The organism is Bacteroides sp. NGMCC 1.200775 (assembly GCF_040798045.1).
Taxonomy (GTDB): domain Bacteria; phylum Bacteroidota; class Bacteroidia; order Bacteroidales; family Bacteroidaceae; genus Bacteroides; species Bacteroides hominis.
On sequence record NZ_JASCQK010000007.1, the window covers coordinates 63,812 to 86,472 of the forward strand.

Consider the following 22,661-nt stretch of genomic DNA (forward strand, 5'->3'; position numbering starts at 1 on the left):
GTATTAGAAATATCCCGGATTCTGTTTCATCTCTGGGAAGAACGATAACTCGGTAAACGGTATCGGCATCAGCACCCGGTATACCTTCTCTTCGTTGAAAAGATGCCAGAGGTACTCTCCACGCGCCGGATCACCAAACGGATCAAAGAACTGCAGAGGATCACGATAACGGCAGATATCTGCCAAGTCGACCATCGACACATCCGGGAAACGGGCTACATCGAGCCACCCGCAATCATCCTCGGCTGCCAGTTCGCGCAGACGTTCATACATCAGCTCCTTCAATGCATTGGCCGGACTGATATTCGTAGGAATCATCATAACCGAACCCGGCTGGTAAGTATAAGGAGCATCTCCCTGAGAGACAAACATATCTTTGATGGAACCCTGATGGCAAGCACGGTCACGGATGATGTTCATCGTTTTCACTCCTTCCGAAGCATGACCCTGCATAATCTGGGCTTCTGCTTTCAGTAAGTAAACCTCAGCCAGACGTAAAACAGGATAGTCCACACCACCGTAATTGATATCAAAAGTAGAGCTCAGCTCACTCGGATTCAGGTTACGGAACTTACCCAACTGCCACCAGTTACAGTTCCAGAGGTTGGGCTTGTTCTGCCCGTTCGTCTCGTTCTTCCACCAAGCCCGTTCGTGACTCTCGAGAGCCACATCCATGACTTTAAGCTGCTCTTCGGTATAATCGTTTACTTTACCCGGTTCGATGTAGAACTCAGGGCCCAGTTCACGTCCGGCAGGTTCGAATACCCACAAGCCGACTGGAGCACCGCCACTGTTAGGACCGGTCACCCAGCCTTTCACCGAACTCCACATGCGACGGGTAACATCTCCCGTTATGGAGTATTTCCCGGTACGGTCATAAAGATTCTGCAAATCATAAGGAGTTGTCCCCGGTTTCGGACTCTCGGCATTGAAGCGGTCCACCTGTCCGTAATCCATACACACGTCCTTGAAACTGTAGTTATGTTCCCACATCGGTATGTCATATAGTAGCGTCAGCCACGAGGTCAGGTTTCTTCCGCCGGTAGCACCGTACTTGCCTTCACCGGCAAAGCCCATCGGTATCTTATTTCCGGTGCCCACCCCTTCTTCTGCCAGCACGCTGAACATAATCTCGTTGTTGCGTTTGGTAAATACAGCGGGGAAGTACTCTTCCAGCTCATAAGTTCCATATATACCGGCAATAATATCGTCACACAACTTCACGGCATCGGCATATAACGTCGTTTTATCCACATCGCCAGCCGTCGTTTCATTGATCTTATCCCCATACATTTCCGCACGGCGGATATAAGAAGCATGGAATATCTTCATCTTTGCCAGCATACCTGCCACGGCTCCCTTCGTCACACGGCCGTAAGCAATGCCCGAACGGTTATCCAGACACTTATCCAGTGCATAAGCCATCTCGTCATAAAGAAACTTGAACATCTCCTGCCGGGTTGCCCGTGGCACATAAGCCGGTTTCGGTCCGGTAGGCTCTGTGACCAGGGGCACACCACCGTAATAGCGGTACAAAGTAAAGTAAGCATAAGCCCGGAGGAAACGCACCTCGCCCATCAGCATCTCGGTTGCCGATCCGGTGATGGTGGCCTTGTCCAATGCAGAATGTCCGGCGTTCTCGTCAATCACTCCTTTGTTAGCTTCCAGTCTTTCAAGTATCAGGTTCGCCTGCGCGATATATGAATAATGCTTTGACCATAAGTTCAGCACACTACCCGAGGTAGATGTCAGGTCGAACGGACCTTCATTCATCAGCGAAGGCATCATAAACCGGTCGCTGGTCATAATTCCATCGTTCACATGCCCGGCATTGGCATAGAGTATAGCAACATTACGCAAAGCAGCGTCATATGAGGTATAGAAAGTCTCAGACGGAAGTTCTGTTTTCGGTAACTGGTCGAAATACCCCTCACACGACACTAAGGCGCAAGAGGTTAAAAGGGCTAATAATATTTTCTTCATGGCAGTACCTGTTAATATTTGAAATTAAGTGAGAATATATGAGAGCGGGCGTACGGATAGGCCGAAATGTCGACTCCCGGAAGAATACGGTTGTTCACAGAGCTACCGCTACGTACCTCGGGGTCATATCCCGAATAGTTCGTAAGACAGAAAACGTTGTTAATCGTATACGTCAGAGCCAGGTCTTTAATCTTCCAAGCCTTCAATACGTTCTTCGGTAAACGGAAGGTAACAGCCAGATTGTTCATCTTCAGGAACGAACCGTCTTCCACCATCTCCGAGTTGGAAGCAGCCCACATATATCCTGACCAGTCAATGGCGCCGGGACCTGTAAAAGTACCGGTAGGATTGTTCGCAAACCAGGCATCTTTATAATACACAGCCGATTTATTGCGGATATCCCCGTTGTTCATCAGGTTGTATACATTACCATTGATAATATCATTTCCGTATGACCAACTGAAGTCCATAGCCAGTTCGATGAACTTCCAGCGCAGACGAGTGTTCAAACCACCGATAAACACCGGATTCACGTCTCCGATCACAACACGGTCACTCATATCCACTTTTCCGTCTCCATTGGTATCGGCAAAGGATGGGAAACCGTAAGGCATCTCTCTCTCGGTAGCATACCACCAAGGAGAATCGGCACTGCCTATACCGTTATAATCCGAATGCCAGTTGCTGCGGATGCCTTCCATCTGCAAACCATAGAAGAGTCCGAGAGGATATCCTTTTTTAATCAGAACATTCTCCGAACCGGAAGCCGAACCTACGGGACGTCCTTCGAGCATCTGTGTTTCAGTACCTAAGCTAAGCACCTTGGACTGATTGGAGCTAAAGTTCACCGTAGCATTCCAGGTAAAGTCCTTTTTATCAATAAGCACACCGCCTACACTGATCTCAAATCCGCGGTTACGCACCGAACCAATGTTACGGGTCACCTTCCCGAAACCGGAAGTACGTGGCAGATTTTGTTCGAGCAGCATATCACGGGTAGTCTTTGTATAGAGGTCCAATGACACATTCAGGCGGTTATTGAACATATCCAGGTCGAGACCACCGTTAAACTCTTCGGTCACCTCCCAACTGATCTCCGGGTTCGCCATACGGCTGGTATACAAAGCCGGGATAGCTCCGTCACCAAAGATGGCCTGACGCTGGCTGGAAGACAATGTCTGTGCATAAGCATAAGGAGCAATCTGGTCGTTACCCACCTGGCCATAGCTGAAACGTAGCTTCAGGTTGCTTACGTTCTTCTCCAGCCAAGGCACATTCTTGAAGAATTCTTCTTCTGAAACTCTCCAACCCAGCGCACCGGATGGAAAGAATCCCCAACGGTTATCGGGACTGAATTTAGAAGAACCGTCAGCACGCATGGAAGCTTTCAACAAGTAACGGCCTTTATAAGAATAGTTGGCCATAAACACTCCCGAGAGCATGGCTATCTTTTCGTAAGATACACCGGGAGACTTCACATGGTTACCACTTTTTGCATCATAAATACCTTCCCACCCCAAATCGGTATTGAACTGGGAATATTCCTGATTAAAGGTTTCATACTTATTGGTATTGGCCTCATACACGGCATTCACCGAAAGACTGTGTACCTTGTTGAATACTTTATTGAATCCGGCCTGTATCACTCCACGCATATTTAATCCGCTTTGTGTAGCATACGTAGCCAAGCCATTATTATCATAACCGCGCTGGATGGTCTTCGGAACAAATTCTTTGACTTCCCCTTTAGGGATACGAACGCCAATACCGCCTTTTACAAACCAGTTATCATTAATGTTGTATACCAATTCCGCCTGACCGAAGAAAGTATTATTTTTATTATTGTAATCAATGTCTTTCAGCTTCCGATAAGGATTATCCATTTTACCTGTATAGTACAGGTTGTCATCTATCTCCTGGAAAGTCCACTCTTTGGGAACAAGTGGAGAGAAAGTCTGTATTTCATTGAAAATGTTTCCTTCTGTCCAGAAAGCACCGCTACGAATATTGTGCTCATACGAGATATTCGTGTTCAAAGTCAGTTGTGGAAGCAGTTTGATGCTGTTATTCGTCTGGAAATAGAATCGCTTAAACCCGGTATTGATTGCGATACCGTCTTCGTTCATCAACGAGAAAATGGTAGAGTTCTGTATCCGTTCGGTTCCGCCTCTGTAAGACACTTCATAATTCTGCTTGGTACCATTCTGCAAACAGAGATCCGGATAGAACTGGAAACGGGAAGGATTGGTATTCCATACCTGATCTTTATACTCCTGGTAGAAATCGGCATTCTGCCAGCGTCCGCTCATAATCATATCACGCATATATGCACGCATGTAATCTTCGGCACCCAGCATCGGGATTGAATTTGCCAGTTTACTGATACCATAAGTAGCTTTTACGGAAATCTCACTCATACCGGCCGCACCTTTCTTGGTAGTAATCAGCACAACACCATTGGCACCCTGCGCCCCATAAATGGCAGTAGACGATACGTCTTTCAAGATAGAGATACTCTCGATGGCATCGGGAGAGATAGTTGCTAAAGGACTTTCCAGCGGATCGTCCGAGATAGGAAGCGGGAAACCGTCAATGACATACAAAGGCGAGCTGCCTGCCGTAATAGAACTGGCTCCACGAATCTTAATCGTGATTCCTCCACCCGGCGCACCATCATTGTTCATTACCTGTACACCGGATATTTTGCCTTTCAAGGCTTGTTCCAGGCTTAACGGATTGGTTTGCATAAACTGGTCGGAGCTCAAACTGGATACAGATCCGGTTAAGTCTACTTTACGCTGAGTCTGATAACCAGTCACCACCACTTCATCAATCAGCACTCCCGAATCCATCAGTACATCTATCCGATTCTGACTGCCTACGGTTTTCTCAACCGTATTCATGCCGATCATCGAAAAAACAAGTACTTGTCCCGGAGATACGTTTTTAATCGTATACTCTCCGTTTTCATTAGTAATCACCCCGTTGTGTGCCCCTTTCACTTGTACAGTGGCTCCAATAACAGTTTCATTACTGCCTTTCTCTCTCACTGTACCCGAAATGCTCTTTGTGTTTTGAGCAAATCCACCTGCCGACACCAGCACAAACATGCATATTAAGAAGACGGCTTTTATCCTGCCTTCGGTATCTGCTCTAAGGTTGTTCAGATCTTTTAGATTCATAATATTAGTAATTTAGTCATTAAAAAGGATTCATACATTTTTAGTTTCTTTGTCAAGTCCCGAAGCCAAATCAGGACGAGTCCATTTTGTGTGGTTCCATACTCAGTTGTTTTTGCATTCGTATTTTACTGTTTTGTTGTTTCAGCAAAAGTAGGCGAAAAGAGACCCGAACCATAGAACAATAAATTATTCACTGATACTCATATTCATATTTACACCAAACATTACCATAGTGAATATAAATATCAGTTTGTGACCATAAGTGCCTTTCTGATTCGTTTTTATTTCAGACTTTTGTGTTGTACGTAATTAAGAGACGAATGAAGAAGAGCTTTTTTACCCTGATTTTATTTATTTCTTCTGTTATACTAAATGCACAACAGAATGAACTTATGTTCCACTCTCTGGGCAGTCAACACGGACTTACATATAGTGCCGTACGCGATATTGTGCAGGATTCGAAAGGATATATTTGGATTGCAACCCTCAAAGGACTGAACAGGTATGACGGATACAACATTAAACAATACTACAAGTCGGATGACGGACTTTCTTCAAACTGCATCGAGAAACTGCTTCTGCTTGGGAAAGATACTCTATTGATGGGAACTAATGAGGGGGTGTGCTTATACGATATGATGAAAGAGAAGTTCACCACTATTGTTCCGCAAACCAAGACCCCACTATACGTGCTGGACATGGTCTACGACGGACGTTCAGTCTTCATCGCATCAGATTCCGGACTCTATGCGTATAATAAAGTAGAGCAAAGCATGGCACTGCTCTACAAAGGATTGATTATAAAAGTAACACTGGATATTAACGGAAATGTATGGGCTGTCGGTCCGAATACGATTTATTGTTTCCGCCCCAACGGACAAATGACCCGGAAAATCACAGCGGCAGAAGTCTCTTCCGACTATCCTGTCGAATTCACTTCCATCTACAAAGATTCTCAGGGCACTCTATGGCTGGGAACTACCGAAAACGGATTGTACCGATATAATAAGAATTATAACCAGTTCGTTTCAGTGGAGTTCTCTTCACAAGACAGAAAAGACATGCGCTATATCCGCTGCATTCAGGAAGATATGCGGGGAAATCTATGGATCGGAACCGAAAACGGACTTTTCATCTACGACTACACGGACAACAGTTACGTACAATACCGCCAGCATGCGAAAGATGTCCAGTCCGGACTGAACGATAATGCAATCTACACCATTTATAAAAGTCGTGGAGATATTATGTGGATCGGTACATTCTTTGGAGGTATCAACTATACCAGCCTGACTGAAAACAACTTCCACTACCTGATAGCAGATAATGGGAAACAATACCTGAAAGGAAAAGCGATCAGTAACATCATCAAAGATAAAAAGGGAGCGTTATGGTTTGCTTCCGAAGATCACGGAATCTCCATTCTTTATCCGGACGGTCACATCAGGTACCTAAACAAATCGACCCATCCATCGCTAAACGGAGACAACGTACACGCATTAGCCGAAGATTACTCCGGCAATATATGGATTGGCAATTTTGTCGACGGCCTACAAAAGGTGGATTTGGAGAGGGGATATATCCGCTCATATAAGAATTTGGCAGGAAGAGATACGGGGTTATCCAATAATTCAATCTATAAGCTCTATGTTCACAACCCCGATACTATGTTCATAGGCACAAGCCAGGGAGTCAATATCTATCATTTTCAGACAGATTCATTCACCCCCTTTCTTCCGGATGTATTCCGACTTATACGCATTGACGACATCATACGTGATAAAAAAGATAATATCTGGTTTTCTGCACACTTCAACGGCATCTTCCGGTATCATATTCCTACCCATAGCATCCACCGATACCAGAAAGGAGCGACAGGTTGTAAAACTATGACCAGCGATAACATCTATTGCAGCTTTATCGATTCGAAAGGAGATGTCTGGTTTGGCACCAGTAATGGAGGACTGATGAAATATGATGCAAATGCAGACAGTATACAGGTTTTCGGGAAAAAGAACGAACTCCGGCAGAGAGACATCTATTCCATACAGGAAGACGGTTTCGGCTATCTATGGATGAGTACGGACAACGGTATTTTCTCATTTAATCCGGAAAGTCAGAGTTTTGCCCACTACAAGGTATCCGACAATCTGATTTCGAATCAGTTTAATACCTGTCCGGGTTATAAAGATACAAACGGTACTCTCTACTTCGGAAGTATCAATGGTGTATGCTTTTTCCGGCCGGAAGGATTGAACCATAACAACCCTACAAACGATATCCACCTGACTTTCTCAGACTTCAAGGTTTTCAATAAGCATGTGCAGCCGTCACCGGATGGTATCCTGCAAAGCAATATCGACAGTACGTCCCTTATCCGCTTACCTCACGGTATGAATACCCTGACTTTTGACTTCCTGGTAATCAACTACAATGAAAACTGTCAGTCACAACTTTCTTGTGAATATTATCTGGAGGGTATGGAGACCGAGTGGAACACAACACAACAAATCCCACAATCAGTCACTTATACCAACCTCGATCCCGGAACTTATAAATTCCATGTACGGGTTATCGGGAAAAACGGAGTTGTATTCGACCGCCGTGAAATCACTGTAAACATCCTTCCTCACTTTCTATTGAGTGGCTTCATGATCACCATTTACTCTTTAATCGGGCTCCTGATCGGCTTTATAATTGTCCGCTTCTACCGCATTCGCATGCGTGATAAAATGGATATACGCATCGAACGCATGGAAAAGAACAACCTGCGCGAACTAAACAAGCATAAGCTAAATTTCTTCACTTATATCACCCACGAATTTAAGACTCCTTTGTCTATACTGATGGCCGTATTCGAAGATATATCAATCAGCCGGAACAACACAATCACCGGAGAAGAAATGAAAATAATCAATCGGAACATCCAACGCCTTCAGTTTCTTATCAATCAGCTTCTGGAGTTTCGTTCCGTAGAAACCGATCACGCCCGTATAGAATATGTGAAAGGAGACATCATGACATACGGACGTAGTATCTTCGAATTGTTCATCCCTGTCTTCAGACAAAAACAGGTTGTCTTTCAATATACAACCTCAACAGATTCCTACTATACGGTCTTCGACAGAGACAAGATTGAAAAAATCATCAGCAATCTGCTCAGCAATGCCTTCAAACATTCTGATCCTCAGAGTGAAATAAACTTCAGGATCGATGTGGATAAGAATGCCGGACAACTGATTCTTTCTTGCCACAACAGCAGCTCTTATATTCATCCGGAACAACGGGAGGCTGTCATGCAACCTTTCCATAAAACCGATTCGTCTGATCAGAAATATTCTAATACAGGTATCGGTCTGGCTTTGGTGAATGGATTAGTTCAACTACTTTCAGGCACGGTTGAGATAGAAAGCCATCAAAATAGTGGCACGACCTTCAAAGTAAGATTACCTCTGGTAGAAGACTCTAAAGATATGATCGTTCCCGATGAAACGCTGGATATCGTCAATTCCCCCGACGTAGTAGCAGACACTGTATACCTACTCAATAACTCCGGGTTAAAAGAAGATATGAATGCCGCAAATACAGAAAAGAAAATGACTGTACTACTGGTAGAAGATAATCCGGATATCAACAACATATTAAAAAGTAAATTACTACGTTTATATAAAGTGAAAACAGCTTATAACGGGCAGGAAGCTGTCGAATTGCTGAAAACACACATTATCGACATCATTATCAGTGACATCATGATGCCTTATATGGACGGATATGAATTGAGCAGGTATATTAAAACCTCTCGGGAGTATTCTCACATTCCGGTCATTCTTATCACTTCTCAACCTTCGAAAGAGAACGAGTTGCAGGGATTATCGGCAGGAGCAGATGCCTATATCGAAAAACCTTTCACTTTTGATGAACTGAACCTCAGAATCACCAATTTACTCAAAGCTAAAAGTAATATCCGCGAACATTATCACGATATGAAAATATTCGAACTCAACGAAGAACTTAACAACAAAGACGAAGAGTTTATCAAATCGTTGACCCAATTCGTCATCGAACATATCGAAGAACCGGAATTGAGTGTCGATCAATTGACTGCACACATGAACATCAGCCGAACCCAACTATACAATAAGCTGAAGAAACTGTTAAATCTGAGTGCCACCGAATTTATAAATAAAATCAAGATCGATGTTGCCAAAGTAAAGATTATAAAAACCAATCTGACTATCGCCGAAATCTCATGGCAGCTTGGATTCAATAATCCCAGCTACTTCAGCAAAACATTTAAGCGTTTCTGTGGAGTGACACCCAATGAATTCAAGAACAGCAAAGGTCAGTAAACAGACCGGTTCATCACCCATTCGGAAAAATACATTCTAAAAGTGGTCGGATACATTCGTTTTTTGTAAATGCCGGATAATAGCCTCTACTCCCATAAACATTACCCATATGAATAATAAGAGCTATTAATATTCTGTATTTTAACACGAATACATGCTCAACAACATACATACCAGTTCGTACCTGTTCAAAATATTATGTATATATTTGCCATTGTTAATCCAAACACAATGAAAACAGGAACAATATTCAGCATAGAGGAGTTTGCCATCCACGACGGACCGGGAATCCGAACAACGATATTCTTAAAAGGATGTCCTTTACACTGTGCATGGTGCCATAACCCCGAGGGCATCTCACCACAACCACAATACATGATTAAGAAAGGAGTCAAAAGCATTTGTGGATATCAGATAACTGTAGAAGAACTGATTGCCATAATTGAAAAGAACCGGGATATCTATAGGCTTAACCGGGGAGGAATAACACTAACAGGAGGAGAGCCTTTGTTTCAACCGGATTTCATCACCGAATTGCTCGAACAACTTCCGGATATACATACTGCTATCGAAACAAGCGGATATGCAAACACTCATACTTTCAGCAAAGTTATTTCCTTGGCAAATCTGATCCTGTTCGACATCAAACACACAGATCCGGAGATGCATCGAAAATATACAGGTGTAGATAATACGATCATACTAAAAAACCTTACCGTACTTTGCGATTCAGGGCAGGATTTCATCCTTCGGATACCACTGATTCCAGGTGTCAACGATACCCGGGAAAATATGACAGCCATTTTCGAAAGAATCAAAAATGCCCAAAACCTGATACGCGTCGAGATCCTCAGATATCACCGGACAGCAGGTGCCAAATACGCAATGATCGGAGAAAAGTATCACCCTCCGTTCGATACCGGAAAAACACCACAAATCTATAATGTATTCGAAGAAAATAATATCAAAAATCTAATTGTATGAACGAAAGAATTAACTATCTAAAAACGTATATTTTAGATAAACAACACCACTCACAAAGAAGAACACTACAGAGCGTAGGACTTGATAAATTGAGTACGTCCTATGCTCTACATGGTTTATCTCCTGTAGAACGCGCCACAGCTTGCTTTGCTGCCTCAATGGATGCCGAAACTCCGGTTATACTTCCGGGTGAAAGAATCGTTTTTACCCGCACCCTCACCCAAATACCGGATCCCTATACCCCGGAAGAATGGAATGAAATCAAAAGCAAACATTATATCCATGAAAAAGGTACGGTATGTAACATCTCTCCTAATTATGCTTACACAATCCGACATGGGTTGGAAGCACGGAAACAAGAGATTCGGAAACGTCAGGAAACACCCTCATTAAATGAAAGAGAAAAAACATTCCTGCAAGCAATGTATCAAAGCATCATATCCATACAAAATTTAATTGAGAAATACGAGCAATATGCATTATCCATTAACGAGACAGAAACAGCATATACTTTGCACACCGTCAAAACAGAAGGAGCCCAAAACTTCAGACAGGCCCTACAACTTTTGAGGATTCTCCATTTCTCCATTTGGGAAGCAGGTAACTATCACAACACACTCAGTCGTTTCGACCAATATATGTATCCTTTCTATCAAAAAGACTTGGAAAATGGAACACTTACCAAAGAGGAAGCATTTGACTTACTTGAAGAATTTTTCCTGGTATGCAACAAAGACAGTGACCTGTATCCGGGTATGCAGCAAGGCGACAACGGTCAGAGCTTAGTATTGGGAGGACGCAACGCAAACGGTGAATACTTGTTCAACGACCTGTCACGCATGTGTTTGCAAGCAAGTTACGAATTGAAGCTGATTGATCCCAAAATCAACATTCGTGTAGACCAAGGTACTCCCAACGAGATATTCACTTTAGGTTCCCGCCTGACAAAAATAGGGCTGGGCTTTCCACAATACAGCAATGACGACGTCATCATTCCGGGACTTATCCGCAAAGGATATTCGAAAGAGGACGCATACAACTATGTCGTGGCTGCCTGCTGGGAGTTCATCATCCCCGGTAAAGCCATGGATATTCCCAATATAGACGCTGTTTCTTTAATAGGATGTGTAGACCGATGCATTGAAAAGCTCAACACTTGCCCGGATTATCCATCTTTTTATACACTGGTTGAACAGGAAATACAAAAAGAAGTCGATACAATCTGCGAAAAACACCGGAATCTCTACATTATCCCTTCTCCTATGATGTCTTTGCTTATGGATGGCACCATTGAAAGAGCCAAAGATATTTCAGAAGGATCTTACTATAATAACTATGGCATTCACGGGACCGGCATTGCAACTGCCACCGACGCCCTTGCTGCTCTGAAAAAATACTATTTTGAAGAACAGAACATAGATTATACCACTCTGCTTACTGCTATAAGAAACAACTTCCAAGGCTATGAAGAGTTACAGAAAAAGCTAAGAGAAGAAGCTCCCAAAATGGGACAGGATAATGATTATGCCGACCTGATAGCCGGAGCTCTACTCGACTCTTTCGATCAGTCGTTAGCCGATAAACGAAATGAACGCGGAGGAGTTTATCGGGCAGGTACCGGAACAGCCATGTACTACATTTTTCATTCCAATCAATTGCGTGCTACTCCCGATGGACGTAACGATGGTGAAATGATCCCGGCAAATTATTCCCCCAGCCTGTTTCTCAAGCAAAAAGGACCGATATCTGTTATTAAATCATTTACCAAGCAGCACCTGGATCGTGTTGTCAATGGCGGCCCCCTCACCCTGGAATTCGACCAGTCTGTATTCAGCAACGACGAAACCATTGAAAAATTGGGTATGCTTGTGAAAACCTATGTTGTCCTTGGTGGTCACCAGCTACAGTTAAATACAGTCAGCCGGGAGAAACTGCTACATGCCCGTAAACACCCCGAACAACACAAGAACCTGATTGTCCGGGTATGGGGATGGAGCGGATACTTTGTAGAGTTAGACGAATGTTACCAGAATCATGTTATTAACCGGATCGAATTCGGTCTATAAAACATCTGCATTATGAAAAATACAGTAAAGAATTTCATGTTTTACATTGCCTTCGTGGCATCCCTGGGAGGATTACTTTTTGGATTCGATACCGCAGTAATATCCGGAGCTGAAAAATCCATCCAAACAGTATATGGCCTATCCGATTTCAGCCATGGTTTTACCATTGCCATCGCTTTAATCGGTACTATCATCGGAGCTTTCATCTGTAGTAAACCCGTAGAGAAATACGGACGCCTGAAAGCACTAAAAATAATTGCTTTCCTCTATTTTGTTTCTGCCGTGGGCAGTGCTGCCATCATCGACTGGTATTCCTTTTTATTTTTCCGCTTTGCCGGTGGACTGGCCGTAGGAGCCTCATCCGTAGTCGGTCCCATGTACATTGCCGAAATATCTCCTTCACGCTGGCGTGGACGTTTTGTCGCATTCTTCCAGTTCAATATTGTCTTGGGTATTGTACTTGCCTACTTCTCCAACTATTGGATACATGGCATTGCACACGACTGGCAATGGATGTTGGGAGTCGAAGCCATTCCCGCCATTGTGTTTGCACTCCTACTATACACCGTACCGGAGAGCCCTCGTTGGCTGGTAAAGCAAAACAAGGAAACCGAAGCCCGTCGCATCATAAAAGAAGTCAGTAATGCGGATATTGAACAAGAAGTACATGAAATCAGAGAATCTCTGGTAGCGACAGGAAACTGTGGCGAAAAGCTCTTCCAACGCAAATACCGTAAACCAATCCTCTATGCTTTCCTTATTGCTACCTTTAACCAGTTATCTGGAATCAACGCTATCCTTTACTACGCTCCCAGAATTTTTGAGATGTCAGGTGTATTTACTGACTCTGCCATGATGCAATCTATAGTAATCGGGCTGACAAACCTCACATTTACCATGATCGGAATGATTCTGATAGATCAGGTAGGACGAAAAAAGCTACTCTACATCGGTTCTATCGGTATGGCTATTTCTTTGGCATTAGTAGCTAAAGGATTCTGTCAGGATACTTTCTCAGGTTATTATATGCTTGCCTGTCTGATGGGATTTATCGCATTCTTTGCTATTTCACTGGGTGCGGTTATTTGGGTTTTAATCTCTGAAGTTTTCCCCAATAGTGTCCGGTCTAAGGGGCAAGTGCTGGGTAGCATGACACACTGGGTATGGTCCGCCCTGCTTTCTTGGATGTTTCCTGTCTTCATCCGTACAGGAGGTACTTTCATTTTCAGTTTCTTTGCCATTATGATGTTCTTAAGCTTTTTCTTTGCCCTCAGACTTCCGGAAACAAAGAACAAATCCCTGGAACAAATACAAAAAGAACTGACCAATTAACCATTTGCGAATAATAAACTAAAAACATGAATCGTATGAAAACTAAACTCATCATTTTATTAATACTCACTGCCATGATACACACAAACACAGTACAAGCTCAACATTCACAATTGAAAAGAGCCGACTTTCAGCAAGTAATCGACGGGAAACAAACCGATCTCTACTTTCTGAGAAACAAAAACGGAATCGAGATTGCCATTACCAATTTCGGAGGACGAGTCGTTGAGTTCTGGACCCCGGATAAAAACGGTCATTTTGAGGATATTGTCCTCGGACACGACCATGTGGACAAATACCTCCACTACAAAGGTGAAAGGTTTCTGGGAGCCACTATCGGACGATATGGTAACCGAATCAGGAAAGGAAAATTCACTCTGAACGGAAAAGCCTACCAACTGCCAATCAATGATATTCCCAACAGTCTTCATGGTGGATTCAAAGGATTCGACATGGTAGTATGGGATGTTGAACAGCCGGATAGTCAAACTTTACAACTTACCTATCTGTCTAAAGACGGAGAAGAGGGATACCCGGGAAATTTACAAGTATCCATGAGTTACCAACTGACGGATAAAAACGAATTTATCATCACTCACCAAGCTCGCACAGACAAAGAAACGGTTATCAACCTCACCCACCACTCCTTTTTCAATCTACACGGAGCAGGCAACAAAGATATCAACGATCACATACTCATGATCAATGCAGATAAGTTTACTCCTGTCGACCATACACTAATCCCTACCGGTATTCTTCAGGAAGTAGGAGGAACTCCAATGGATTTTCGCCATCCCACAGCCATTGGAAAACGTGTCAACGACTTATTTGAGCAATTAAGTTTCGGCCATGGCTACGATCATAATTGGGTACTGAACCGCAAGACCTCCGATAAGCCCGAACTGGCAGCAACCGTTTATGAACCAACCTCAGGACGCTTTCTTGAGGTATGGACTACTGAACCCGGACTACAATTTTACGGTGGTAACTTTTTCGACGGCACAATGACCGGAAAGCATGGTAAAAGATACAACTACCGGGCTTCTTTGGCACTCGAAACGCAACACTATCCGGACAGTCCGAATCAACCTGCCTTCCCGTCAACAAACCTTCACCCCGGCGATACTTATAAACATATATGCATCTATAAAATCAATGTACAATGAAAACCACAACACATTTATCCGTTGCAGCGGTACTCACAGTACTGATGCAGATGGGGTGCCAGTCTCCTGCAACTGACACCCGGCAAATACTCCACCTACCGGAGTTAGACCAGGTCCGGATAGAAGATGCTTTCTGGAGTCCGAAACTTGAAACCTGGAGAAAAGTAACAGCTAATGATGTATTAGACAAATTCGAAGGAAAGTATACTCCTTTCCCCGGATGGGACGATACACGAGATGCCTTCCGGAATTTCGACCGTGTTGCCAAAGGACAGAGAGATATCAAACAACACGATGGTCCAGAATGGTATGACGGACTCGTTTACGAAAGTATCCGGGGCATTGCAGACTTCCTTGCCGGACATCCCAATAAAGAAATGGAAAAACGAATCGACGGATATATCGACCGTATTTATGCCGCTCAGCAAACAGAACCTACCGGCTATATCAACACCCACACCCAACTCATGGAAAATGACCATAGATGGGGAGATAATGGGGGGCTCCTGCGCGGACAACACGATGTATATAACGCCGGAATGCTAATCGAAGCCGGAGTACACTATTATCAGGCAACCGGAAAAACACGCTTACTTGAAATAGCAACTCGATTTGCCAACTATATGGCAGATTATATGGGGCCGGAACCACGTAAAAATGTCGTTCCTGCGCATTCCGGTCCCGAAGAAGCCGTAATGACCCTCTACTGGTTGTATAAAAATGAACCGGAATTGAAAGATAAACTCTCCATACCTGTCCGTGAGTCAGATTACTACGACCTGGCCACTTTCTGGATTGAGAACAGAGGACATCACTGCGGTTATCCGCTATGGGGAACATGGGGATATCGAAAATCTGAAAAATGGATTAAAGACGCTTGCTATCACCAAACGGAATTCGGTCCCCATTCCCGTCCCTGTTGGGGGGAATATTCACAAGATTCCATCCCGGTACTTGAACAAAAAACAATCGAAGGACATGCTGTACGAGCTACCTTGATGGCAACCGGTTTAGCCGCAGCCGCACTTGAAAACCAATCTCCTCAATACATTGAAACGGCTAAACGTCTTTGGGAAAACATGGCAGGCAAACGGATGTTCATCACAGGCGGAGTCGGTGCCATCCACGAAGATGAAAAGTTCGGTCCGGACTACTTCCTGCCTACCGACGCCTATTTGGAAACCTGTGCAGCCGTAGGAGCAGGTTTCTTTAGTCAACGCATGAATCAATTGACCTGTAATGCCCGCTACATGGACGAAGTGGAAAGAGTACTCTATAACAATGTACTGACAGGCGTTTCTTTGTCTGGTGATAAATACACTTATCAGAATCCCCTGAATACTGACAAACCTGACAGATGGGAATGGCATGTATGCCCCTGTTGCCCACCGATGTTTCTGAAAATCATGTCCGCCATGCCCAGTTACATCTATGCATATCAGGGAGATAATATCTATGTCAACTTACTCATAGGAAGTGAAGTACGCATACCGATCGATAAAAATAACAGTGTCCGCCTGAAACAGTTAACCTCTTATCCGTGGCACGGTGCCGTTTCCATTCAAGTCAATCCCGATAAAGCCAGTACCTTTTCTATAAAAGTGCGTATTCCCGGATGGGCACAAGGTACAGAAAACCCATATGGGCTTTACCAGTCGAACCTGAAAGCCCCCGTTAAATTGAAAGTCAACCAAAAGGATATTCTCCTGAGAATTGTCGATGGATATGCGGAAATCAGCCGGGAATGGAAAAAAGGCGATCACATCGAACTTGAATTACCGATGCAACCTCGCCTGATCACTGCGAACGAAGCAGTCAAAGACTTACGTGGACAAGTTGCGCTGGCATCAGGCCCCGTTATTTACTGCTTTGAGGATGCGGATAATCCGGAATTGCCTACACTGACACTTCAACCACAAACACCACTGGAGCTTTCTCACGACAACGATCTGCTTCATGGAGTCAATATCATCAAATGCCAGAGTAAAATTCCGGCAAAAGCCATCCCATATTATGCTGTAGCCAACAGAAAAGAGAGTCATAGTTACAAAGTATGGATTCCCCAAGAGTAAAGAAACAGATGATTACTACAAATTTATCTCAAATGAAAAATAATGTATCGCCATTTATACGTAAATTTGCGGAACAAGAATCATCTTAATTATACAATATCATATGGAAAAGAAAACAATCGTGGCACGCGTAGAAGTGCTACCCGGCAAAGAACAAGCATTTTTACAGGCAGCCGATGCTTTGATTAAAGGTACGAGGGCAGAAGAAGGCAACATTAGTTATAACCTGTATCAAAACCCCTCTCAACCTGTAGCTTTCATCTTTTACGAAGAGTACAAAGACCAGCATGCTATGGATGTACATGCAGCATCACCCCATTTCCAGACTTTTGGAGAAGCGATCAAAGGAATGTTGGCATCCGACCTGATAATTGAAACTTTCTAAATGAATATGAGGGTGCTTTAATGCACCCTCTATTAACTCATCACTCCATTTACTCAGCTACTGCCAACGTCAACACACTGATACGTATTCCGCTCACCCTTGCGAACGCAGATGCACAAGCCACAGTCGTGGCTCCGGTAGTTAACACGTCATCAACAAGCAAGACATGCTTCCCCTCAAAATGAACAGTATCACATAGCCTGAAGATTCCTTCTACATTCTCCCAACGTTCAAAAGTAGACTTACGGGTCTGAGTTTCCGTATTTTTTTCACGTATCATACACTCTGCACATAATGGAATACCCGTTACAGAAGCTATCCCACGGGCAATCCATTCACTTTGATTGTATCCTCTAAGTTTCTGTTTCTTTCTGTGCAAAGGTACAGGAATTATCATATCCACGCCATCAAAAAATTCTCCCGAAGATAGTTCTGCTGACATATAGCGTCCCATCACCTCTCCCAATTCTTTATATCCGCCATATTTCAGCATATGCAGAATGCGTCTGAAATCACTACCCTTACGATAAAAAAGAAAAGAAGAAGCTCTTTTTAGGCCAGGAATACGTCCCCAGAAAAGACACTCTACCGGATTATCTTTCCGCAAATGAAATCCGGTACGGGGTAAATTTATATTGCAACAGGTGCACAAACACTCCTCCCCTCTTGACAATGGCGAACCACAGACTACGCAACAACGCGGAAACAAAAGAGACCAGAAAGAATGGAACCAGGTATTCATGATGTGTTTTTCTATTTGATCAATGTCCGAAACTACATATCCAACGGAGGAACTTCTTCCAGCAACTGCTGAAAGACAGCATGCAAAGGACCGTTAGTAGCAATTATATGATGCCCTTCTATGAAATGTTCACTTCCATAAAAGTCAGTTACTTTTCCACCCGCTTCCAATACAATCAACGCCGCAGCCGAATAATCCCATTTCCCGATAAATGCTTCTGCCCAGGCATCAAAACGTCCGGCAGCCACATAACAAAGAGCCGATGCAGCCGAACCATTCATCCGAATGCCCCCTACCACCCCATACAATTGCTTCAGCAGATATTCTGCCGTCCGTTTATACTGTTGATGATTATAGGGAAGTTCGGTTATTACAAACGCCTCTTCAATGTTCCCCACTTTCGAAACATGCAACTCTTCTCCGTTCATCCAAGCCTTTCCACCCTTCCAGGCATAAAAACACTCATCCCTGCAAACTTCGTATACTACACCTAAAAGTAGCTCCGTACGACTCCGGAGGGCAATACTGACACAATATGGAGCATTGTCATGAATATAATTAGTTGTTCCGTCCAGCGGATCAATTACCCAGCAATATGCCTCATCTTTATAAACACCAGAACCTTCCTCGGCAATGAACCCGGCCTCGGGCAACAGAGCAGACAGTTGCCCCACTAACAGCCTCTCAGATTCCTTATCGACATATGATACATAATCATGCGCATGCTTCTCTACTACGCTTTTCCGGCTAAAGCTCTGCCGTTCTTTTCTCAGAAAATTCCCCGCTTCGGTTGCTATCCGGCGCACCTCAGTAGTAAGTTGTTGAAGTTCCAGTTCCATATTCGACTTTTAACGTATTTCGGCAAAGATAAATGATTCTTTTGAAAAAACATTGCAGCATTCAGCATATCTCTGCGTCTAAAAAACATAAAGAACTTAACTATGCAGAAATTCAGATTGACAATACTATTGATTATTTGTAGTAACGGACTTGCTTACGCACAAACGTTCAATGAAACGCCTATACTCCCCTTTATGCCACAAAAAGAAATGAAGTTCCCCAAAATCTCCGGACTTCCCGACATAAAGAGTACTCTGCCAGAAACGAATCCGGTTTTCAGCAACAGCCTGCCATTAGCCAAACAATATGAACTAAGAAAAAGATTCTCCTATCTGGATCCTGTCTTCACCAGTTATTTCAATCAAGAGCAACACCGGCTGCTCAATTCCCATTATTTCGGATATGAATTATACGGCTCCAGTTATTCACTCCGGGGAGTAGGAACTCAAAATATGGCAGGTGGCAGATTAGTATATCACCTCAACAAACAACTGACTATTCGGATAGGCGGTAATGCTTATCAATACCGTTCCAACGGGCGCATGTTCAATGACTTCACACTGAATGCGGACCTTACCTACCGCCTCAATAATTGGCTGACCGCTTATGTTTACGGACAATACCGGCTAAACTGCACTCCCAACTCCGGCGTACAAGGTTTCCCATTATCTCCACAATCTCATTACGGCGCTTTGTTCCGTATAAACCTTCTGGAAAAGAAAGAGTATGGCATCGACCTTAATCTCGGCACCGACAGAAGCTACAATGCTGCCACCCGACAATGGGAAAATACTTACAGAGTAGGCTCTGCCATACGGTTAAAATAATCGATCCAATATAAACCTGGCTATGAAGAGAGGGCTGTCCGGTACCGCCAATTTTACCGGATAGCCCATTTTATTACCTATCTGCATATAAACACCTTACATTCACCGGGAGCAAGCTTTACTATCCATCCGGTAGAAGTATCAGGAACAATTCCACCTTCCATGACATTATAAACCTTGTCCAACGACAATCCTTCCACCGTCTTTTCATTCAGCTCCACATCCACCGGACCGGATATCCGGTTCAGGCAGGCTATCGCTTTACTTCCGTCACTCAACGGCTTTACCCAGATATCATAATGATCGGCACGAATGGCACGTTCCGCCTGAATACCCAACGGATCCTGGTTGATAGCAATCAAATCTTTATTCAGAAGAATCTGCAGCGTACTGTCATTCATCTGCCGTACATCATTGCCACAGAGTAGCGGAGAAGCCATCATGCACCACAAAGCAAAATGTGACTGATACTGCTCGTTCGTACAACCTTCCGATTCATAACCGATGCTCTTACTCTTTCCGTCAATCCCCACAACAAGCATATCCGGATCATTCCATCCGGCAGGCCCCGCATATTCATTAAGCGGAGCATTTATCTCTAAAATATTCAGAACTCCACGAAGGCCGCCTTTCTGATCTGTAGACCGATTCCATAAATCACCGATATCACCGGATACACGCCAAAGATGTCCGCCCACTTTCTTTGCCCATTTCCAGGGTTCACGCTGTCCCCATTCACAAACAGAGAATACCATAGAACGTCCGGTCACCCGGAGTGCCTTCCCCATTTTTTCATATCTTTCCATCGCCTCTACCCGTCCGGCAGGCGCATTGCAGTAGTCATATTTTAAAAGATCGACACCCCAGGAAGCAAAATCCCGTGCATCCGTTTCTTCATACCCGTAACTGCCACAAACCCCACCACAGGTTTTGTCCGCGGCATCCGAATAAATTCCAAGCTTGAATCCCCGTTCATGCAAATAGTCAGCTACATATCTGATGCCCCTTGGAAACTTTGTTTTATCAACCTGGATATGTCCGTCTGCCCCTCTTTCAGGCAATTGCCAAAAGTCATCAATGTTTATATAGGCATATCCCAAGTCACGCATTCCATTCTCTACCATTGCATCCGCAGTTTGCAACACCAATTCCTCTGTCAGATGACGTCCGAATGTATTCCAGCTGTTCCATCCCATTGGGGGAGTCAACAGTAACTCATCACCTATCTTAATCAATAACTCCCGTGTATCAGATCCGAGGGCATTTTCTGCTTTCAGCACCACTTTATATGTTCCTTTCTCAGCTACTTCCCCTTTGATAATCCCTGTTTTTTTATCCAGCTTCAATCCTTCGGGAAGATTTTCAGCATGCCACTTTATCGGTCGTTCTCCGGAGGTGGGAATATAAAACAAAAAAGGGGTAGCAGGATAGTTTCCCACCACATGAGGGGGATTAATACACGGTTTCCCCTCAAAAATAGCGGTTCGCACTTCGCTCGCCTGTACTGTCGGACTCGCCAGCATCACACATAAGCAATATAAAAAAGAAACATAACTTGTAATTTTCATACGTTTAAAAAGAATTTATATAGATTTTATTTTAATGTTACAACAACCATTACCGGATTATCCTCTTCATCCAATCGGTTTATCAATTCATCCAGTTCTTTTTTTCTTTCCGGCAGTAAAGCTTTCGAATAGCGTTTACCTTTACTCAGATAACCTACCATCCGGGCATTTGCCAACTGATTTCCCAACCCTGTTCCGGGAGGAGTAAAATCAAATCCTGCCGCCAAATCATCTTTTATAATCACATTTGAAAAACTCTTCTTCTGTCTATCATACAATCCCACAAAACTTTCATTCTTCAGAACATAAAGCACAAAGAAATAACGGTCTGACTCAAAAACCTGTTGTACTGCGATAGACTTAAAACGTTTTGCGGGATCTATCTCATTGGCCGAGACATCCACATCTTTACCCGAACAATCAAGTTTCCAAGCCAAAGTCTTCTTTCGATCGGTATCAATCTTGTAAACCAGATTCTCCAGTGCCGGTTTAAAATAAACACTGCCACCATGAAGATACATTACGTCACGGGTGGACAAGTTAATACCATACTTCTTGCCTGGTTCAATATACCCTTTCCAGCTTTTCAGCTTCTTACCATTCCCGTCAATAAGAAACAGTTGTTGAGGATTATCCTTCCTTATGAAATAGTTATTATCACAATATAAGATGGATTCTCCGCTACTTACAGCTCCGGTACCCATATTTAAATGAGGAGCCGGCATACGACGGATAAATTTACCATTGAAGTCATAACAGATTAAATCCTGAAAATCCTGAACATACAGCTTTTGGTTATCAGGATCAGTAAAAAACAACAATCCTACCGCATATTCTTCAGGCCCTTGTCCATGCTGACCTATCTTATTCATAAACTTACCATTTTTATCAAATCGATAAAAACTTCTGGTCTGTGCATCACCTGCAATAATAGAATTTCCGGCATAAACAATACTGCACTCATTACCCAACAGACAATTATCAGTTGTCTCTAAAGGGAAATAACGCACATCAGATGCCAGTTCACTCAGCATTACCGTTTTAGGGCTCTGCGTAATGGCTTTCGCCAGATTCAGTGTTATGGCTGCATTTTTCTGGGCAAAAAGCGGAAATGCCAATACATGGGCCAATAAAATACAAAATGTAAACGATTTCATGGGACCTC

Annotated in this window: 14 protein-coding genes; 8 read left to right on the top strand and 6 right to left on the bottom strand. The window is 43.6% G+C overall.

Going from position 1 to position 22,661, the window contains the following annotated elements:
* Nucleotides 1–3: 3 nt before the first annotated feature.
* Together QK890_RS16905 and QK890_RS16910 are read right to left on the bottom strand one after the other, a co-directional pair.
* Complete coding sequence (locus tag QK890_RS16905) at nucleotides 4–1,983, bottom strand: RagB/SusD family nutrient uptake outer membrane protein (RefSeq protein ID WP_005811641.1); 1,980 nt, start codon at nucleotides 1,981–1,983, stop codon at nucleotides 4–6.
* 11 nt (nucleotides 1,984–1,994) lie between these two features.
* Nucleotides 1,995–5,165 carry a TonB-dependent receptor gene (locus QK890_RS16910; protein WP_022011252.1) on the bottom strand — a complete coding sequence of 1,057 codons (3,171 nt, stop codon included), beginning with the start codon at nucleotides 5,163–5,165 and terminating at the stop codon, nucleotides 1,995–1,997.
* A 320-nt stretch (nucleotides 5,166–5,485) separates the two neighbouring features.
* Between QK890_RS16910 and QK890_RS16915 the strand changes: the two genes are divergently transcribed.
* From QK890_RS16915 to QK890_RS16945, 7 genes are all read left to right on the top strand, one after another.
* Nucleotides 5,486–9,514 (top strand): two-component regulator propeller domain-containing protein, encoded by a 4,029-nt coding sequence (locus tag QK890_RS16915; RefSeq protein ID WP_032539158.1) that lies wholly within the window; start codon nucleotides 5,486–5,488, stop codon nucleotides 9,512–9,514.
* 198 nt (nucleotides 9,515–9,712) lie between these two features.
* Complete coding sequence (locus QK890_RS16920; RefSeq protein ID WP_032530302.1) at nucleotides 9,713–10,498, top strand: glycyl-radical enzyme activating protein; 786 nt, start codon at nucleotides 9,713–9,715, stop codon at nucleotides 10,496–10,498.
* Nucleotides 10,495–12,564 carry a pyruvate formate lyase family protein gene (locus tag QK890_RS16925; protein WP_032539157.1) on the top strand — a complete coding sequence of 690 codons (2,070 nt, stop codon included), beginning with the start codon at nucleotides 10,495–10,497 and terminating at the stop codon, nucleotides 12,562–12,564. The genes QK890_RS16920 and QK890_RS16925 overlap by 4 nt, the downstream gene beginning before the upstream one ends.
* Before the next feature lie 12 nt (nucleotides 12,565–12,576).
* Nucleotides 12,577–13,896 carry a sugar porter family MFS transporter gene (locus tag QK890_RS16930; protein WP_005781934.1) on the top strand — a complete coding sequence of 440 codons (1,320 nt, stop codon included), beginning with the start codon at nucleotides 12,577–12,579 and terminating at the stop codon, nucleotides 13,894–13,896.
* A 35-nt stretch (nucleotides 13,897–13,931) separates the two neighbouring features.
* Nucleotides 13,932–15,062 (top strand): aldose epimerase family protein, encoded by a 1,131-nt coding sequence (locus QK890_RS16935; RefSeq protein WP_175413937.1) that lies wholly within the window; start codon nucleotides 13,932–13,934, stop codon nucleotides 15,060–15,062.
* The gene (locus tag QK890_RS16940) at nucleotides 15,059–17,134 is read left to right on the top strand and encodes a glycoside hydrolase family 127 protein (RefSeq protein WP_032539155.1); all 2,076 of its coding nucleotides are present in this window, start codon (nucleotides 15,059–15,061) and stop codon (nucleotides 17,132–17,134) included. Before QK890_RS16935 ends, QK890_RS16940 begins: the two co-directional genes overlap by 4 nt.
* A 103-nt stretch (nucleotides 17,135–17,237) precedes the next feature.
* Complete coding sequence (locus QK890_RS16945) at nucleotides 17,238–17,519, top strand: putative quinol monooxygenase (protein WP_005781928.1); 282 nt, start codon at nucleotides 17,238–17,240, stop codon at nucleotides 17,517–17,519.
* A gap of 49 nt (nucleotides 17,520–17,568) precedes the next feature.
* On the opposite strand, the gene QK890_RS16950 is transcribed toward QK890_RS16945, so the two are convergent.
* Complete coding sequence (locus QK890_RS16950) at nucleotides 17,569–18,261, bottom strand: ComF family protein (RefSeq protein WP_032530296.1); 693 nt, start codon at nucleotides 18,259–18,261, stop codon at nucleotides 17,569–17,571.
* 32 nt (nucleotides 18,262–18,293) lie between these two features.
* A complete protein-coding gene (locus QK890_RS16955; protein WP_032539154.1) occupies nucleotides 18,294–19,100 on the bottom strand; it encodes an inositol monophosphatase family protein in 807 nt (268 codons plus the stop codon).
* 102 nt (nucleotides 19,101–19,202) lie between these two features.
* On the opposite strand from QK890_RS16955, the gene QK890_RS16960 reads away from it, so the two are divergent.
* Nucleotides 19,203–19,928, top strand: a complete 726-nt coding sequence (locus tag QK890_RS16960; RefSeq protein ID WP_367627475.1) for a hypothetical protein — start codon at nucleotides 19,203–19,205, stop codon at nucleotides 19,926–19,928.
* 77 nt (nucleotides 19,929–20,005) lie between these two features.
* Here QK890_RS16960 and QK890_RS16965 read toward each other — a convergent pair whose 3' ends face one another.
* Together QK890_RS16965 and QK890_RS16970 are read right to left on the bottom strand one after the other, a co-directional pair.
* Nucleotides 20,006–21,496 carry a putative Ig domain-containing protein gene (locus QK890_RS16965; RefSeq protein WP_032539152.1) on the bottom strand — a complete coding sequence of 497 codons (1,491 nt, stop codon included), beginning with the start codon at nucleotides 21,494–21,496 and terminating at the stop codon, nucleotides 20,006–20,008.
* A 26-nt stretch (nucleotides 21,497–21,522) separates the two neighbouring features.
* A complete protein-coding gene (locus tag QK890_RS16970; protein ID WP_220576139.1) occupies nucleotides 21,523–22,653 on the bottom strand; it encodes a 6-bladed beta-propeller in 1,131 nt (376 codons plus the stop codon).
* Between the last annotated feature and the right edge of the window lie 8 nt (nucleotides 22,654–22,661).

What these genes read in the sequence shown, in the direction of transcription:
- QK890_RS16960 (WP_367627475.1), top strand. Translation starts at nt 19,203, where the DNA reads ATGCAGAAATTCAGATTGACAATACTATTGATTATTTGTAGTAACGGA.
- QK890_RS16950 (WP_032530296.1), bottom strand. Translation starts at nt 18,261, where the DNA reads ATGAATACCTGGTTCCATTCTTTCTGGTCTCTTTTGTTTCCGCGTTGT.
- QK890_RS16905 (WP_005811641.1), bottom strand. Translation starts at nt 1,983, where the DNA reads ATGAAGAAAATATTATTAGCCCTTTTAACCTCTTGCGCCTTAGTGTCG.
- QK890_RS16965 (WP_032539152.1), bottom strand. Translation starts at nt 21,496, where the DNA reads ATGAAAATTACAAGTTATGTTTCTTTTTTATATTGCTTATGTGTGATG.
- QK890_RS16915 (WP_032539158.1), top strand. Translation starts at nt 5,486, where the DNA reads ATGAAGAAGAGCTTTTTTACCCTGATTTTATTTATTTCTTCTGTTATA.
- QK890_RS16945 (WP_005781928.1), top strand. Translation starts at nt 17,238, where the DNA reads ATGGAAAAGAAAACAATCGTGGCACGCGTAGAAGTGCTACCCGGCAAA.
- QK890_RS16925 (WP_032539157.1), top strand. Translation starts at nt 10,495, where the DNA reads ATGAACGAAAGAATTAACTATCTAAAAACGTATATTTTAGATAAACAA.
- QK890_RS16930 (WP_005781934.1), top strand. Translation starts at nt 12,577, where the DNA reads ATGAAAAATACAGTAAAGAATTTCATGTTTTACATTGCCTTCGTGGCA.
- QK890_RS16910 (WP_022011252.1), bottom strand. Translation starts at nt 5,165, where the DNA reads ATGAATCTAAAAGATCTGAACAACCTTAGAGCAGATACCGAAGGCAGG.
- QK890_RS16940 (WP_032539155.1), top strand. Translation starts at nt 15,059, where the DNA reads ATGAAAACCACAACACATTTATCCGTTGCAGCGGTACTCACAGTACTG.
- QK890_RS16955 (WP_032539154.1), bottom strand. Translation starts at nt 19,100, where the DNA reads ATGGAACTGGAACTTCAACAACTTACTACTGAGGTGCGCCGGATAGCA.
- QK890_RS16935 (WP_175413937.1), top strand. Translation starts at nt 13,932, where the DNA reads ATGAAAACTAAACTCATCATTTTATTAATACTCACTGCCATGATACAC.
- QK890_RS16920 (WP_032530302.1), top strand. Translation starts at nt 9,713, where the DNA reads ATGTATATATTTGCCATTGTTAATCCAAACACAATGAAAACAGGAACA.
- QK890_RS16970 (WP_220576139.1), bottom strand. Translation starts at nt 22,653, where the DNA reads ATGAAATCGTTTACATTTTGTATTTTATTGGCCCATGTATTGGCATTT.